This window comes from Nocardioides sp. (assembly GCF_036374615.1).
In the GTDB taxonomy this organism is placed as follows: Bacteria; Actinomycetota; Actinomycetes; order Propionibacteriales; family Nocardioidaceae; genus Nocardioides.
In genome coordinates, this window is record NZ_DASUTK010000146.1 from 1 (window position 1) to 16719 (window position 16719).

11 protein-coding genes and 1 pseudogene are annotated in these 16719 nt (G+C 71.5%); 5 read left to right on the forward strand and 7 right to left on the reverse strand.

Features of this window, described 5'->3' with window-relative positions:
- Positions 1-560, forward strand: a 560-nt coding sequence (locus VFZ39_RS11375; protein ID WP_330865868.1) for an HNH endonuclease signature motif containing protein, incomplete at its 5' end; no start/stop codon positions are given.
- Positions 561-748: 188 nt separating this feature from the next.
- Here VFZ39_RS11375 and VFZ39_RS11380 read toward each other — a convergent pair.
- From VFZ39_RS11380 to VFZ39_RS11405, 6 genes are read right to left on the reverse strand one after another with little or no spacing between them, the layout of a single operon-like run.
- Positions 749-1990, reverse strand: coding sequence for a patatin-like phospholipase family protein (locus tag VFZ39_RS11380; RefSeq protein ID WP_330865869.1), 1242 nt, complete (start codon positions 1988-1990; stop codon positions 749-751).
- A complete protein-coding gene (locus VFZ39_RS11385) occupies positions 1987-3372 on the reverse strand; it encodes a hypothetical protein (RefSeq protein ID WP_330865870.1) in 1386 nt (461 codons plus the stop codon). The genes VFZ39_RS11380 and VFZ39_RS11385 overlap by 4 nt, the downstream gene beginning before the upstream one ends.
- Positions 3369-6998, reverse strand: a complete 3630-nt coding sequence (locus VFZ39_RS11390) for an FHIPEP family type III secretion protein (protein WP_330865871.1) — start codon at positions 6996-6998, stop codon at positions 3369-3371. Before VFZ39_RS11390 ends, VFZ39_RS11385 begins: the two co-directional genes overlap by 4 nt.
- Complete coding sequence (locus tag VFZ39_RS11395; RefSeq protein ID WP_330865872.1) at positions 6985-8391, reverse strand: CHAT domain-containing protein; 1407 nt, start codon at positions 8389-8391, stop codon at positions 6985-6987. Before VFZ39_RS11395 ends, VFZ39_RS11390 begins: the two co-directional genes overlap by 14 nt.
- Positions 8388-9515, reverse strand: coding sequence for a CHAT domain-containing protein (locus VFZ39_RS11400; protein ID WP_330865873.1), 1128 nt, complete (start codon positions 9513-9515; stop codon positions 8388-8390). The genes VFZ39_RS11395 and VFZ39_RS11400 overlap by 4 nt, the downstream gene beginning before the upstream one ends.
- A gap of 4 nt (positions 9516-9519) precedes the next feature.
- Complete coding sequence (locus VFZ39_RS11405) at positions 9520-10641, reverse strand: hypothetical protein (RefSeq protein ID WP_330865874.1); 1122 nt, start codon at positions 10639-10641, stop codon at positions 9520-9522.
- A gap of 218 nt (positions 10642-10859) precedes the next feature.
- Here VFZ39_RS11405 and VFZ39_RS11410 point away from each other — a divergent pair, with 218 nt between their 5' ends.
- Positions 10860-12818, forward strand: a complete 1959-nt coding sequence (locus tag VFZ39_RS11410; RefSeq protein WP_330865875.1) for a thioredoxin domain-containing protein — start codon at positions 10860-10862, stop codon at positions 12816-12818.
- 4 nt (positions 12819-12822) lie between these two features.
- Here the strand turns inward: VFZ39_RS11410 and trhA are convergent, their stop codons facing one another.
- Positions 12823-13530 carry a PAQR family membrane homeostasis protein TrhA gene (gene trhA, locus VFZ39_RS11415; RefSeq protein ID WP_330865876.1) on the reverse strand — a complete coding sequence of 236 codons (708 nt, stop codon included), beginning with the start codon at positions 13528-13530 and terminating at the stop codon, positions 12823-12825.
- Positions 13531-13604: 74 nt separating this feature from the next.
- Here trhA and VFZ39_RS11420 point away from each other — a divergent pair, with 74 nt between their 5' ends.
- The 3 genes and pseudogenes from VFZ39_RS11420 to VFZ39_RS11430 form a co-directional block, all read left to right on the forward strand.
- Entirely contained in the window at positions 13605-14390 is a 786-nt protein-coding gene (locus VFZ39_RS11420) for an isoprenyl transferase (protein WP_330865877.1), read from the forward strand.
- A gap of 364 nt (positions 14391-14754) precedes the next feature.
- On the forward strand, positions 14755-16053 hold the full coding sequence (locus VFZ39_RS11425) for a PhoH family protein (protein WP_330865878.1): 1299 nt from the start codon (positions 14755-14757) through the stop codon (positions 16051-16053).
- 251 nt (positions 16054-16304) lie between these two features.
- A pseudogene (locus VFZ39_RS11430) lies at positions 16305-16719 on the forward strand (lytic transglycosylase domain-containing protein); the annotation flags it as partial.

The following is a 16719-nucleotide window of genomic DNA, read 5'->3' on the forward strand; positions in this document are numbered from 1 at the left end:
CCGCTGACGCGGCGGGTGTCGTGGCGACCGCGTGTGCGGGGATCGACGGGGTCGCCGACGTGCTCGGGTCCGCCCGCCCCGACGGCGAGCTGGTGGCCGGGGTGGAGGAGCTGCAACGGCTCAAGGCGAAGACCGCCGCGCAGGAGGCGTCGCTGCTCGCGGAGATTGACGCCCGCGAGATCCCCCGCAAACAGATGGCGTGGGGGTCGACGGCGGACTGGTACACCCACCTGGCCGGCACCACCCGCGGCGAGGGCACCCACCGGCTGGTGACCCCGGCGATCTGGACCGCGCTGGTCGCCCGGGACCGGCACTGCGCCTTCCCCGGCTGCACCAGGCCGCCGGTAATGGGCCATGCCCACCACATCCGCCACTGGATCGACGGCGGCACCACCTCGTTGAACAACCTCGTCTTGTTGTGCGGGCATCATCACCGCACCATTCACCACACCCCCTGGCAGGTCAGGCTCGCCGCCGACGGCATTCCCGAGTTCCTCGCACCGACCAAGGCGGGCCGCCCACCCCCGGAGTGGATCCGACACCGTCACCGACGCGAATGACGCCCGGCGATCGGGCGCGCTCACGGGTCGACGGAGCGGTCCCTTCTCGTCGATGTCGACGTCGATCCTGGGCTGATGACTCCCCGACAGGCGCCGGCTCGGCGACGTCGGCCTCGGCCTCGGCCTTGGCGATGTCGCGCAGCAACCAGCCCCCGCGGGGTCCGCGGTGACGGAAATCGCGCCCGGAGCTACACCTCCGGCGGCTTCAGTAGTCGAGGGTCCGGAACCTGATCGGGCGCCCGGCTGGCGAACGCAGCCCCGGCGAGCCACCACCCCCGGTAGACGAGCGTGCGGCACAGTCGGAGATCGAGCCTGTCGAACACTGTCGGGTAGAGGGCGAGGTCCTTCCCGTCGTAGGACCGCAGCTCGGCGTGCGCCTCCCGCCATCCCGTGGGGGCGAAGCGTCCCGTCTCGGGGAAGTTCGTCGCCAGCGCGAACAGGACGCCGCGACGAGCTCCTTTCGGCAGCGGCTCGCCGGTGGGGACCTCTGCGCCCCGCTCGAACCGTTCGACCATGGAGCTGGTCCGCAGAGCAGTGCTCTGGCGGTAGAGCAGCGAGTTGGCGCGCGCGAGCTCGCGGACGAGCGGGATCCGGCCGTAGGCGCCGGGACGCAGCAGGCCGCCGGCGTTCAGGCTGACGAGGAATGCCTCGCGGTACCGGTCGCCGTCCAGGGCCTGGAGGCCGGTGTTGTCATACGCACCCCCGTCGAGCAGCGCCGGGTCGTCCGTGGCACAAGGGAAGTCCAGACCCTTCAGCTTCACCGGCGCGAACGCGCCGGGCACGGCCGCCGATGCTGCTACGGCGAGGGAGAGTCGGAGCTCGGTTTCCGCCGTGGGGATCAGACCGATGGTGTAGTCACCAAGCACGTCGCGCTCCATCCGAAAGCGAGCCCCGCTGGCGAGGTTGGCGCTGTTGAGGATCCAGCGAACCTCCGGGTCGAGCGCGGTGAGCTCCAGGCCTCCGAAGAACCAGTCGTCGAACCTGCGGGCCAGCAGCTCGGTGCGGGTGAGCGGTCCGACCGTGCGCCAGCTGCCCAGGACGAGGGACCTCTTGAGCGATGAGCCCGAGATCCTCCGTACCGCCGGCTCGATGACCAGCTCGTCGACCGCTTGTGCCGTGAAGCTCCGACGGCGGAGCTCGGGCCACGCCGCCCCGACCAGGCCGAGCGCCACCGAGCCTCCCGACACAGACGACAGGTAGCGCAGGTCCGCAAGCCGACCCAGGTCGGCCAACAACCGCACGACCCCCAGTGCCGGCAGCGTCGCCCGGAAGCCGCCGCCGGAGAACGTCACCGCCACGGGTCGCTGGCACGGCGCCGGCTCCGCCGGCCGCACCCGCGAGTCCGGACAGGGCGTCTGGGTCAGTGCCGTTCCGAGGGAATGCGAGTCGACGATCCAGGTGTCGGATGAGGTGTCGGGTTGAGGGGTCATGACCATGCCTCCGTCGATGGCTCGTCGAGGACGCGGAACTGCGTCAGGTCGGCGTCGGGAGGGAGCTCTTGGGAAGCGGTGACCCTGGGTGGGCGGGGCAGCGCCTGCAACGTGTCCCGCACCGCAGCGATGGCTCGGACCGAGCGCGTGATCACCCGTTCTGCGGGCTCGGCCGCGACCGCTCGAACCGCCGCCCACTCCGCGCGGGCCAGCTCCTCGGGATCCGCCCCGCCCCTGGTGAGGGCGTGCTCCGTCTCGGCGGCTAGCCGCACGGCGCCGCGCGGCATTCGATAGTTGCCGAGGCGCCAGGCCTCCTCGTTTGCCAGCTTCCGTACGTGGGCGGCCAGCAGCAGCGGGTCCGGGTCGGCGCGAGGGGCATACCTCGACTTGGGCACCAGCGGCGACTCCGCAAGTCGCAGCGTGTCGGGGTCGCCGTCGGGATCGGCCTGCTCGAGCAGGAACCACAGGATCCGGGGGAGGTTACGGATCCGTCGCCCGCTGCGCACCAGCTCGCGCAGGCATGCGGTGAGCGCGGCTCGGGAGAAGTTGGCGTCGATCACCGCTACCAGGTCGGGCTGGAGGTACACGAGGTCGTCGTCGAGTCGCGCGGACACCTGCCCTTGCCGCAGGAACCAGTGTCGACGTACGGCTACCTCGGCTGCCATCAGGTCGACGACGTCCTTCCAGGCTGCGTCCGGATCGAGCGAATAAGGAGGGAGCGTCACATCGTTCAACCGCAGTCGCACGGTGCCCGGCGGGTCGTCGGTAGCACGCGCATGGACATCGGGGTACATGACGCCCTGGTGGTGGAGCTCGTCCTCGCGGAGCTTCGCGACGTCATGCTGCGCCCCTCGACCGACCCGTCGCAGCGTTGCGGCGGAGAGCTCGACCACGATCGCGTCGTCCCTCTCGTCGAGAGCCACCTCCGCCGCCTCGACGGCAGACCCACGCCCGGCCCGCTCCGTGCCTGGGCGGCACCCCAGCCCGACCACGTAGGAGCCCGCTGGGCTGCCGAACCCGTCGGCCATCAGCGACAGCCGGCGCAGCACGCCACCTACCACGGCCCGGGCCACGGCCGGTGCTATCTCTTCGCCGCCCAGGCGGTCCGCCTCGAGGTGGGCCACCGGGTGCCCGTCGAGAGATGCGGTGAGCAGCGGCGGTCGGCGAGGTCGCTCGTGGGTCACCTCGACGAGCGCCTCCCGCCCGATCCCCAAGTCGGTCGTCAGTCCGGTCAGCGACTCCTGCACGAGGTCCTGGATCGGGTCGGCCGCTGGTGCGAGCTCGTCGCCGAGCCGTATTTCCACACGGACGGACCCGCGCTCGGACTCCTCACTCCGCCGGGCCGCCCATGATCCGATCGCCCGTCGAGCCAGCTCGCTCACGTGAGCTCCTCCCTCGCCACGACCCGAACCGCCGGTCGGTCCGCGGCCAGGAACCGCCACACGAACACCCGCACGGAGGCGTTCTCGACGCTGATCGCGTCGGCGGCTCCGGTGTCAGGCGCCGCGAGCCAGGCACGCAATGCGGCCACGAGGGCGAGGCCGTCCTCGCGGCTGCCCGTCCAGGACAGTCCGTCCGGCGCGACTCCGGCAGCCAGTCGGTGCTCGAGGCTCGTCGGCACCGCGACAACCCGCATCCCGGTGCCGGCACCCAGCACATCGGCACCCAGAGCGCGGCGAACCGCGCGCAGCGCGTCCACGGTGACCGGCATCTCACCGCCGACGCGACTCGCCGTCTCGAACGCCGCGACGATGGTTCCGCGGTCGCGTACCTGCACACCTTCCCTGAGCAACATCCGGAGAACCCGGGCCAGCCGGAGGCGGTCAGCACGAGGGTCGACCGGCTGCCACTCGGGAGCGTCCACGGTGCTCGGGTCCCAGCCCTCGAGCCAGAGCGCCACGTCGTCGACGCTCAGCAGCCGGTACAGGTGCCGGCGCACGACCTTTTCGACGGAGGCGACCAGCTCCGCCACCCGCGATTCCGCTCCGGCGCGGACCTCGCCGACGTAGCGGCCGTACACCCGAACCTCGGCACGAGCCTCCGTCGGGCCGTCGGCGGCGACCGGGTAGAGCCACGGCAGTCGGACCCCGGTGTCCTCCTCGACCCGGGCCCGCAGCCTGCCTATCTCGTCGGCCAGGTCGGCGGTGTCGACCAACCGGTGCAGCGCGGGCCCCAGCCGTAGCTCCAAGGGGTTCACGAACAGGAACGCCGATCCGCGAGTGTCCGCGTCGGTGGCCGCAAGCCGGTAGGCGCGGTCGATGGGAAGACTGTCCAGAATGGTCCCCCGGAGCGGCCGCGCCCGGTCGGGTCGCAGCACCTCGTCGAGCCCGGAGAGGCCGTCGTAGAGTGCCCACAGCCGGTCCGGATCGTCTGCGAGCGTCGCGACCGCCTGCTTGACTTCGTTCAGCACCTCCTCGTCGACCCGCACCCCGTTGAGTCGCGAGGCGGCATCCTCGAGGTTGCCTTCAATCAGGTCTGCGACCAGCAGTCGGCAGGCCAGGCCGGCACCGAGGCCGAACTCCTCGGAGAAGGCGGCATCCCCGAGGGCGTCCTGGACCGAGGACCACCGGCCGCGTGCAGCGGCGGCGTCGCCCGCGACCCAGAGCCGGTCCCCGGCGTCCCGTGCGCCGACGGCGGCGCGGCGCAGCCCCCGCCGCGCTTCCGGTGCCAACTCCTTGGCGGCCAGCACGAGGTAGTAGACCAAGGCGTCGATGTGGTCGCCGCCGGCCAACGCCTGCCGTGCGTGGCCAAGCAGGGCGATGGGTCCCTCCTCCGGGGCCGACGCCGCCCGGATCGCCCCGACCCTCTCCCGGATGTGAACGACCAGGTCGGACACGGCAGCCGCGACGGCCGCGCCGTGGGGGGTGTGGGCGGTGACGTCCCGGACGTAGGCGAGCTCGACCACCTCGAGGTGATGCAGGTCTCCCGCATAGGGGCACCGGTCGATCCCTTGCGTGAGCAGCTCGCTGCCGGTGTCGAGGTCCCCGCGGACCAGGTGCATCTGCCCCAGGTCCCTCTGGAACGCCTCCCGTGTGTCGCCGCGGCCGGCGAGGTCCTCGTAGATCGAGATCGCCTCGTCCACCCTGCCCGCGCGGTAGGCCGCCCACCCGGCGTACTGCTGCGACGGCCCCGACCGCGTGTCTGCCCACAGCGCACTGAACTCCTCACGGGCCTGCTGGGCATCCCCAGACGCGAAGAGGGCGTGGCCGCGTACGACCCTGACTTCGCTGGTGGGTTCTGCGCCCTCCAGCGCGGCCAAAGCCTCGTCCGGGCGGTCGAGCTCGATGAGGATCTCGGCGCGGCGTGCCGACATGTCCCCGTCCATCCCCAGGCCGAGGCGCAGGTCCAGCGCCTCCAGTGCCTCCTCGTGACGACCTAGGTCGCGCAGCACCTCGAGGTGGGTCTGGAAGAGGAACGGCTCTGCGGTGAGCGTCGGATCGCCGATCGTGGTCGTCGCCCGCAAGGCGTCTTCGGGACGGCCACGCCCGCGCTGGATGCCTGCCAGGAAGGCGTACCCGAGGGTGTAGTCCGGGTCGAGGAGGACGGCTCGCTCGGCGAGCACCTCCGGGTCCTCGTGCGGGTCGGGCAGGGTGTCCTCGATGAGTGCCTGGGTGATCAGCACCCAGGCCTCGTCAGCCGCCGGGAGACGATGCGTGAGCCCGGCTTCGAGGTGACCGCGGGCAGTGTCGAGCAACCAGAGGTCGAGCGTGCCGTCGGGTCGGTGGGCCTGGAGCCGCTGCGCCTCGGCGCAGGTCCAGCGGTACGCGGGCTCGTCCGGTGCCAGTGAGCACGCCTCCTCGAAGAGCACTACTGCGCGCTGGGTGAGGCCAGCGGCTGAGTAGCCCTGCCCGGCCTCGACGAGTGCGGCGGCTGCCTTGGCCCGGCTGCGGGCGGCCTCGTCAGCACGTCCCGCGGCGTCAAGCTCCCCTGCCAGCTCGCGCCGTCGCTGCGCCAGCCCCACCTGCACGTCCCGGTCCGGGTGGTCGCCCTCGCCGGGGACACCGGCGTCCAGCGCCTGCTCCAGCAGCCGAACCGCCTCGGTCACGTCCTGCGAGCGTTGCGCGGCCCTGACCAGGAGTCGGGCCGGCACCGGGCGCAGCAACTCCGGCCGCGTCGCGTCCGGGTCGAGGCGGATCGCCCGGTCGTAGCACTCGTCCGCAAGCGACCACTGTCCCTCGCGCTCGGACACCAGACCCTGGGCGACCAACGCGTCGAGCGGCGGGTCCGTGCCGACGGCGGCGAGCGCACGGCGGGCTGCGTCGACGCTGTCGGCCGCGAGCTCGGTCTCGGCCCGGGCGGCCAGCGCCAGAGCGGCTAGCCGTCGGTCCGTCCCGGCCAGCCCGACAGCGTCCTCGGCGGCCTGGCGAGGGGCCTCCACGTCGGAGAACTCATGCAGCAGGATCCGGGTCCGCAGCACCGCGAGCGGCACCGCTTCCGCGGCGGCGAGATCGACCGGCCGCGGCTCGAACAGCAGCGCCTCCAACGGCTCCAAAGCGGCTGCCGCCTCTCGCGACGCCAGAGCGTCGACGACCCGGCGCATCAGGTCGGCAGCCGGAGTGGCGGCCGCGGGCAGGCCCGAGACGTCCAGGACCCGGCGGCAGCCCGCCCAGGACTCGGCGGCCAGCCCCTCCACCCACGCTCTCACCCACAGCCGGAGGGCGGCCTCCACCGGCTCGCCGGCGACGGCACGACCGACCCCGCGGATGCGGATGTTCCACCACTCGTCGCTGCCGGCAGGCTGGCGCGCGGCCTCGACGTCCTCGGCCTTCCGCAGCGCCCGCGCGCACCGCTCGAGGACGGCACTGATCTGCCCGACCTCTCGAGCGACCCGGTCCACACCGGCGATCGCGTCGTCGTGGTCGCCCAGGCGCCTGAGGCCGCGCAGGATCGTGCGGACGAAGGTCTTCGTCGGCCACGACACCCGGGCGTCGTCCAGCTCCTGGATCGCGTCGGCGAGGATCCTGCGGCTGCTGGCTGCGAGGTCGGGCTCGAGTTCAGGGCGATCCACGGCCGCCTCCCTGCTCCTGCTGCCGGATCGCCTCGAGCATGCGCCGGAAGACCTCGACGAGTGCGGGGTTCGGGTTGTCCCGCCGTCTGGCCTGCACCAGCTCGCGTGCCACGGCGGGGTCGCCACCCCTCAGATCGAGGCCGTTCACCCACTCCAGCAGTTCGATCCGGTCCTCGATCGAGATCTGGCCCGGAATCGAGTCGGCCAGGCGGCGCTTCATCTGCTCGGCGGCCTGGTCCCCGGTCTGCGCGACGGCCCCCACGGAGGGTGGGTCCCGGCGCTCCAGGATCAGCGGTCCGTCCTGCTGGAGGTAGAGCACCGGAGTCCCGAACCGGCGGTCCACGCGCTGCTTCCTCAGCTTCACCCGGCTCTCCTGCACCGCCTCCCCGACCGTCATGCCGGTCGCCAGGGATCGATAGAAGTCCGCACCCAGGCCGACCTGGTCGGCCTGTTCGACGCGCGCCGGCAGCTGCAACGCGAGGACCGCGGGGATCCTCTTGCGGATCAGGTCGGGGGCCAGCCGCTCGAAGTTCTCCGTGGCGTCTCCGTCGACGAAGTCGCACAGCTGCAGCACCACCAGCTGCGGCTTCGTCCGGCACGACGTCAGCAGGTTCACCAGCGGCGACGGGTCGCCGAACGGGTCGCCCTTTCCGCCGAGGAAGATCTGGGGCCGGCCAGGCGCCCCCTTGCAGATGCCGATCACGTGCACGATGTGGCAGGGCTCGTCCTGGTTGTCGAGGACATCCTTGATGGACTGGTCGTCCGCAGTGGTGACCGGCTCGAGGACCTGCAGCTTCTCGACATGCTGCAGGGCGGTGCGCAGGCGGTACAGCTGGAGCTGCTGGCTGGCGAAGTCCTCGGTGTCCGGCAGCGCGCTGACCAGCAGCACGCGCAGTCCCTGGTCGCCCCGGTGCGCAGCGACGTTCGCCCTGCCCGCGGGGTCCGACACATAGCGGGTCAGCATCAGCTCGGCCTCGGCGGAGAGGAACCACTCGTGGGTCCGGTCGTAGAGGAACTCCCACGGCAGGCCGCGCAACGTCTCGTCGGCGTAGTCGTCGAACTCGAGCAGCACGCGAAGCGTTGGCCGGCCAGCGGTGGCGACGACGCCGCTGAGGCTCCGACCCACCTCGTTGTCCAGCAGCAGCCGCCACAGGTGGCTGCCGAGGACCTCGAGGGTCTGGCGCCCGAAGGGCGACCTACGGGGACGTCCGTCCTGCTCCTCGATCACGTCCCAGATGTGGAGCAGCCTGGCCAGGGAGTCGCAGGTGTCCAGCGTGAGCCGGTCGAGTGGGAGGGCCGCGTCGCCCGCGGGCGCCAGCTCGGTGCCCGTGGTGCCGAACATCGCCTCAACCCCGCCCTGCGTCACCTTGATCTGGAACTCCTGCCCGCTCACCTTGCCGTCTCCTGCCCTGCTGCGGCCCCGATCAGTGGTCGGGCACTGCGGTGGTAGAGCATCGGGAGCCCGAGCGGCCGGGCGTCGTCCGGGACCGACTCCCAGGTGATGCGGCGCGCGGACTGCACGGCTTCGTCGAGGTACTGGTGGTCGGCAAGGGCTTCGTAGAGTGCGGTGCTGAAGGTGCTGGCGGTCGAGTTCAGCACCGGGTACTGCATCGCGACGACGCTCTGCACGCCGCTGCGCACCAGGGCGGGGGCGAGCCCGGCGTATCGGAAGTCGTAGTCGTTGGCGCCGCCTTCGCAGGCGTGCAGGATGGTGACCGTAGGCGCCCAGGACTCGCTGCAGACCGCGGCGGCCAGCCGATTCTCATCGACCCACCGGTATCCGCCCTGCGGGTCGTGCAACGCCACCGAGCCGAGCCCGTCGAGGTCGTCGAACCGGGCGTGGCCGAGGTAGTGCAGGACGTGGGGTCGACGCTCCCGGACCAGTCCCGCCAGCTGCTCGAGGGTGGCGTCGACGCAGGTGTCGAGGACGTCGAAGTCACACGCGGCCGCGGCCACGCGAAGTGAGTCCTCCACCTCTTCGTACTCGACGCGACCCAGCGTCTCGTCCCCGTGCTCCCCGACGACGGGGAGGATCCGGACCCGGTTGGCGTCGGGGTTCGGCTGGTGCGCGGTGCCGGGCGGAACCGAGCGGGATAGCATCAGGCCCGCGGTGAGCACCAGGAACTGCCCGTCCCGTCCGGGACGGTCAGGCGAGCAGAGGTACTCCCAGGGCAGAGCAGCCATCCGTGAGGAGGCGGCATCGGCCTGGAAGACCAGGCTCAGCTCGATGACGACCCCGTCCGCGCGAGCGGCGTCGAAACGGTCGAGCAGCCAGGCCCAGACATCGCTGGAGAACAGCCGACGGTGCAGCAACAGACCGAAGACCCGCAGCTCCTCCTCGCTCCAGGTCCGGTCCCGTTTCCGGAGCCACCGGTCGAAGAGGCGGAGCGTGCGGCCGTCGAGCCCGGTGAGGTCCAGCCGGTGGCCCGCGGTCGAGATCCGTGCGTCGTCACTCCACGATCGCGCCTCGACGCTGCCGTCCGCCGACACGATGACCGAGATCCGCCTCCGCTCCACCTGGTCACCCCGTCGGCACCGTCAGGGGCAGCGTCACGGCCAGCCCGCTCTCACCCGCAGGTGGGTAGATCGCGCGCTGCCGACGGCGGGAGAGCAGCCGCTGATCGTCCCAGCGGAGGGTCTTGGGGGTGCGGTAGTTGAAGGCCAGGGCGGCGCCGGACCTACCGAAGGCGAGACACTTGGCGACGCCGCCGTCGTCGGGGTGGCCGAACTTGTCGCCGTTGCTGGAGAACAGGTAGAGGTCCGAGGGCAGCAGCGTGAGGAGGTCCCGGGTGATGTTGCGGGTGCTGCCGTGGTGGGGCAGCTTGAACGCGGTCAGGTCGAGCTGGTCGACACCGCGCTCGGCGAGCAGCCGCCGGACCGCACCCGTCAGCGCGGTGGGCGTGGCGTCGCCGGCGAGCAGGATGCGTTGGTCGGCGTACTCGAGGAGCAGCACGATGCTGCTCCGGTTGGCCGGTGCGTTGTCGCGGGGAGCCACCTCGGCGGCCAGCCTCGCCACGTCGGGCTCGCCTTCCCCTGCGAGATAGGTGTCGCCGAGGATCCGGTGAGTGCGGCGTCGCAGCTCCTCGATCGCGTGGTCCTCGCTCTCGAAGACCAGCCCCTCCTCGCCGGCGGTGGAGAACCACACGTCCCGCAGTCGGCGCAGCGAATCGGCGTCCGGCCCGACGACCGTGAGCACCAGGCCATGGCGGAGCTCATGCCTCGGGAGCACCCCATCGTCCGTGCTCGACACGGCGCGACCGGCGAAGGAGGCGTTGTGGGGGATGCCCCGGGCACGGATCAGGGCCGCCAGCATCTCTCCCTGCGCCGGGCCGAGCTCGTCGGTGAGCTGCGCAGGACCGTTGAACCAGAACTCGCCGACGTCGAGCGCGAGCGCGGCGTCGTTGGCGAGCAACAGTGTCCCCTCGATGTGGTCCGCGTCGATGTGCGTGAGCACCATCAGCTCGAGCCCGTCGCCGGCCACCGCGTCTGAGATCCGGCCGCTGACCTCCGGGTAGGCCGAGGCAGGCCCGCCGTCCACAAGGAGATGCGCACGGTCCTCCGCGGGGCCCCAGCTGACCAGAAGAGCGTCGCCGTGACGCGCGGGCAGCATCTCCAGGGTCATCGTGTCCGAGGACACCTCCATGCCCGAACCTCCCCCGTTCGGTCTGGCGTATCCCTCATTGAAGCACCGTGCAGCGCCCATTGACCAGCGACCGGGAACAGCCCACCGCCGACGGCTGCGGAGGGTGGCCGAGCGAGCCCACACCCGCTGCTGGACGTGGTGCTTCGATGTCGGATGGTGGCGCGTCGCGCGTGATTCGGACACCGGGCACGGCACCACCGAGGGGGCAGACTGGCATCGTGAACCGCCTGCGGAACGCCACGAGCCCGTACCTGCTGCAGCACAAGGACAACCCCGTCGACTGGTGGGAGTGGGGCGAGGACGCGTTCGACGAGGCCCGGCGGCGGAACGTGCCGGTGCTGCTGAGCGTCGGGTACGCCGCCTGCCACTGGTGCCACGTGATGGCGCACGAGTCGTTCGAGGACGAGGCGACGGCGGCCTACCTCAACGAGCACTTCGTCAGTATCAAGGTCGACCGCGAGGAGCGGCCGGACGTCGACGCGATCTACATGAACGCCACGACCGCGATGACCGGTCACGGCGGCTGGCCGATGACCTGCGTGCTCGACCACGACGGCAACCCGTTCTTCGCCGGCACCTACTTCCCCGACCAGCCTCGCCACGGGCAACCGAGCTTCCGACAGGTGCTGGCCGCGATCAAGGAGGCCTGGACCGATCAGGCCGACGAGGTACGGCGGGTCGCCGGCCGGATCCGGGAGCACCTGCGCGAACCGCTCGCCGCGACTCCGGCACCCGTAGGCCAGGAGGTCCTGGACCGAGCGGTCGAGCTCCTGGCGCGCGAGTACGACGCAGACCGTGGCGGCTTCGGCGGCGCACCCAAGTTCCCACCCTCGATGGTGCTGGAGTTCCTGCTCCGCCACCGCTCCGAGCGGGCGACCGAGATGGCGGCCGGCACCCTGGAGGCGATGGCCCGCGGCGGCATCCACGACCAGCTCGGCGGCGGCTTCGCCCGTTACTGCGTCGACGCCGACTGGGTCGTGCCCCACTTCGAGAAGATGCTCTACGACAACGCGCTGCTGATGCGCGTGTACGCCGAGTGGGGCACGCCCGTGGGGGTCTGGGCGGCCGAGGGCGTCGCGGACTTCCTGCTGGAGGAGCTGCGCACTCCCGAGGGCGGCTTCGCATCGGCGCTCGACGCCGACTCCGAAGGGGCGGAGGGAACGTACTACGTGTGGACCCCCCAGCAGCTCGTCGACGTGTTGGGCCCCGACGACGGACCGTGGGCGGCCGAGCTGCTGTCGGTCACGGAGACCGGCAGCTTCGAGCGCGGCACGTCCACCCTGCAGCTCCGGCAGGACCCCGACGACCTGGAGCGGTGGTTCGACTGCCAGAAGCGGCTGCGCGACGCGCGCGCCGCCCGGGAGCGTCCCGCCCGTGACGACAAGGTCGTCGCGGCGTGGAACGGGCTGGCCATCAGCGGCCTGTGCGTCGCCGGCGGGCTGATCGGGCTGCCGCACTACGTCGCCGCCGCTGTCGAGGCGGGTGAGCTGCTGCACGGGCTTCACCTCGTCGACGGCCGGCTCCGCCGGGTCTCGCGCGACGGGGTGGTCGGGGCGCCCGCGGCGGTGCTCGAGGACTACGGCTGCGTCGCGAGCGGCTTCCTCGACCTGCTGCAGGCGACCGGCGACGCCGTCTGGCTGGAACGGGCCGGCGACCTGCTCGACGTCGCCCTGACCCACTTCGCGGCCGCGGACGGTGGCTTCTTCGACACCGCCGACGACGCCGAGGCCCTCGTGGCCCGCCCGCGCGACCCGTCCGACAACGCGTCGCCCAGCGGGCTGTCGTCGACCGTGCACGCGCTCTCGACTTACGCGGCGCTCACCGGGTCCGGCCGACACCGCGACGCGGCAGAAGCGGCGCTGGCCTCCGTGGCGGCGATCGCCGAGAGAGCGCCCAGGTTCGCAGGCTGGTCGCTGGCGGCCGCGCAGTCGATGGTCGGCGGTCCGGAGGAGATCGCCGTCGTCGGCCCGGCCGGCCCGGAGCGGGACGCCCTGGCGCACGCCGCCCGGCGCCGACCTGGGGCGGTCGTGATCGTTGCAGACGGGCCGCGCAACGACGTGCCGCTGCTGGTCGGCCGGACTCCGGTCGACCAGCAGCCGGCGGCGTACGTCTGCCGGGGGTTCGTCTGCGAGCGCCCCGTCACCGACCCCGCGTCTCTGGCGACCGGCCGACTCTGACGACTCAGCGTGACGCGTACGTCGCGAGCGAGATGCCGACGTAGTGGCTGACGAACGCCAGGATCGTGAAGGTGTGGAAGATCTCGTGGAAGCCGAACCAGCGCGGCCACGGGTCCGGCCGCTTGAGCCCGTAGACGATCGCGCCCAGCGTGTAGAGGGCGCCTCCCACGATCACCAGCACCAGAACCGCGGTGCCGACGCCGACTCCGAGGCTCTCGGCGCCCGCGGCGAAGTCGTCGATGAAGAACACGGCCGCCCAGCCGAGCCCGAGGTAGATCGGGAGGTAGAGCCAGCGCGGCGCGCCGACCCAGAGCACGCGGAACCCGACGCCGAGTGCCGCCCCGGCCCAGACGGTGGTCAGCAGCACCGTCCGGGTGGCGCCCTCGAGGAGCAGCAGACCGAACGGGGTGTAGGACCCGGCGATGAGCAGGAAGATGTTGGCGTGGTCGAACCGCTTGAGGAAGTGGTGCACCTGTGGTGACCACGTGCCGCGGTGGTAGATCGCGGACACCGTGAAGAGCAGCAGCGCCGAGCCGGCGTAGACCGCCGATCCGATCCTCGTCGGCGCCGTCGGTGACAGGGCGATCAGCACGACTCCGGCCGCCAGCGTCAGCGGCGCGTTGACCAGGTGCAGCCATCCGCGCAGTCGCGGCTTGATGTCATCGGCCAGCTCGGCAAGCTGGTCGAGACCGTGCCGGACCGCGTCCTTCATGAACCAGACGCTACGTGACGACTGGTCGCCGCGTCCTCGGTTCGCGACGGAGGTCACGGGCCTATCATCGAGTGGTGTCGACGTGGAACCTGGCGAAGGAAGCGGTACGTCGACGGCTCTACCCGGCCTACGAGGCCCGGATGGTCAGAGCGCTGCCGCAGGACCAGATCCCTAAGCACGTGGGCGTGATGCTCGACGGCAACCGCCGGTGGGCCAAAGCGGTCGGCCGCGACACGGCGCACGGCCATCGTGCAGGTGCTGCGAACATCGAGCCGCTCCTCGACTGGTGCGAGGAGGTCGGCGTCGAGGTCGTCACGCTGTGGCTGCTGTCGACCGACAACCTCAACCGGCGCTCCGAAGAGCTCGAGCCGCTGCTCGAGATCATCGAGGAAGCCGTGCTCACGCTGGCCGCCCAGCGACGGTGGCGGCTCCACCCGGTGGGGGCGCTCGACCTGCTGCCGTCGGGGACGACCGCGATCCTCAAGCAGGCGGCCGACACCACGCGTGACGTCGACGGGTTGCTCGTCAACATCGCGGTCGGGTACGGCGGGCGTCGCGAGATCGCCGACGCGGTCCGCTCCTTGCTGTCCGAGCACGCCGAGAAGGGCACCACGCTGGAGGAGCTCGCCTCGGTGATCGACGTCGAGCACATCGCCGACCACCTCTACACCAAGGGCCAGCCGGACCCGGACCTGGTGATCCGTACCTCCGGTGAGCAGCGGCTCGGGGGGTTTCTGCTCTGGCAGAGCGCGAAGTCGGAGTTCTACTTCTGCGAGGCCTACTGGCCCGACTTCCGCCGGGTCGACTTCCTGCGCGCGATCCGCGCCTACGCCCAGCGCGAGCGCCGCTTCGGCAGCTGACGCGCTCCCTGACCGTCACCCTGCGTTCGGGCGTGTCGACCGGGAACCGAGCCGGCTGCGGCGTACTTTCCGTAAGTGACGGCGAGTGGGGAAGCTCGTCGTGCTGGGAGGCAGTTCGTGAGGCTTCACGACCGAGGGACACCACGGGAGACCCGCGGTGTGCCCGGGGGCCGGCACTCCGGCCCACGGCGACCTTCCCGGTCCGAGACAGAGTGATCAAGGACCGGGCGAGGAGTGCGCGCGCCGGTCTGTGAGGGGTGACACCGTGCCGACCACGGCCAAGAAGACCACTCCGGCGTCCCAGGCGCCCGCCTCCCGCACCACCACCGGAAGCACGACAGGACGCACGCCCGGCACGCCCGGTGTGCGCACGTTCGTGCTCGACACCAGCGTTCTGCTCGCCGACCCGGCGGCGCTACGCCGGTTCCACGAGCACGAAGTGGTGCTGCCGGTCGTCGTGATCACCGAGCTGGAGGCCAAGCGCCACCATCCCGAGCTGGGCTACTTCGCCCGGTCGGCGCTCCGGCTGCTCGACGAGCTGCGGGTGAACCACGGGCGGCTCGACGAGGCGGTACCGGTCGGCCAGGAAGGCGGGTCGGTCCGCGTCGAGCTCAACCACACCGACGCGGACTCGCTCCCCTCCGGCTTCCGGCTCGGCGACAACGACACGCGGATCCTGGCGGTCGCACGCAACCTGGCCAACGAGGGCAACGACGTCACGCTGGTCTCCAAGGACCTGCCGATGCGGATCAAGGCGTCCGCGGTCGGGCTCACCGCGGAGGAGTACCGCGCCGAGGCGGGCCAGAGCAGCGACTCCGAGACCGGCTACACCGGCATGGCCGAGCTCGACGTCACCGCTCCCGAGCTCGACGAGCTGTACGACGACGGCACCCTCGACCTCGCGGCGGCTCGCGAGCTGCCCTGCCACACCGGGCTGGTGCTGCTGTCCGACCGAGGTACGGCGCTGGGCCGGGTCGGTCCGGACAAGCAGGTCCACCTGGTGCGCGGTGACCGCGAGGCGTTCGGCATCCACGGCCGCTCCGCCGAGCAGCGGATCGCCCTGGAGATGCTGCTCGACCCCGAGGTCGGGATCGTGTCCCTCGGCGGCCGCGCCGGTACCGGCAAGTCGGCGCTCGCGCTGTGCGCCGGCCTGGAGGCGGTCATGGAGCGTCGTCAGCACCAGAAGGTGGTCGTCTTCCGGCCGTTGTATGCGGTGGGAGGCCAGGAGCTCGGCTACCTGCCCGGGTCCGAGTCGGAGAAGATGAGCCCCTGGGCACAGGCAGTGTTCGACACCCTCAGCGCGGTGACGTCCCGAGACGTCATCGAGGAGGTGCTGGACCGCGAGATGCTCGAGGTGCTGCCGCTGACCCACATCCGAGGCCGCTCACTCCACGACGCGTTCGTGATCGTCGACGAGGCTCAGTCGCTCGAACGCAACGTGCTGCTGACCGTGCTCTCGCGGATCGGCGCGAACTCCAAGGTGGTGCTGACCCACGACGTCGCGCAGCGCGACAACCTCCGGGTCGGGCGTCACGACGGGGTGGTCGCGGTGGTGGACAAGCTGAAGGGGCATCCGCTCTTCTCGCACGTCACGCTGACCCGCAGCGAGCGGTCCCCGATCGCGGCCCTGGTCACCGAGATGCTGGAGAACGTCACCCTCTGAAGCCCTCGGCCGCGTGTGACGCTCGGCACCGGTCCCGCCCCAGAAGGGAAACGGGCGGGACCGGTGTGACCTGCGTGACATGAGTGACCTTGTGGGGCCCGAATCTCCCGACTTTTTGCCTGGTTCGGTTTGCAACTACCCCGCACCTTCGACAAGGTGGCGCGTGATCATTTCGTGATCTGAGCGGTTCGGGCCGCACCGATCCGGTTGATCGCCGACCTGTTCGCTACCCCCGAGCCAACGAATCGACTGTGTCCTCCTCCCTGAATCCGTCCCCCCGCCAGAAGTACGTCCCCAAGCACCGTCAAGCCCGTCACCGCGCCGAGACCCGCGCGCCGGGCACGGTCGTGCGGCGTGCCGCTGCGTTGTCGACCGTCGCCGTGGCAGCCACCGGCGTCGCGGTCGCAGGCGGTGTGAGCTCGCCCGGAACGGCCCCGACCGCGCAGCTCGGCTCCTCGGTGGGCAAGCCGTTGAGCGACAGCGAGCTCGAGGACCGCGCCGCGTCGACCGTGTCACGGTCCGACAGCCGGGCGGACGCCGACGAGTCCAAGAAGGCCGCCCTCGCCCAGGACCAGGGCGGCGCCGTGACCCGCACCGAGGACCTCTCCGACGCCGACCCGCGCGACATCGCCCTCGCGCTGTTGCCCGAGTTCGGGTTCTCCGCCG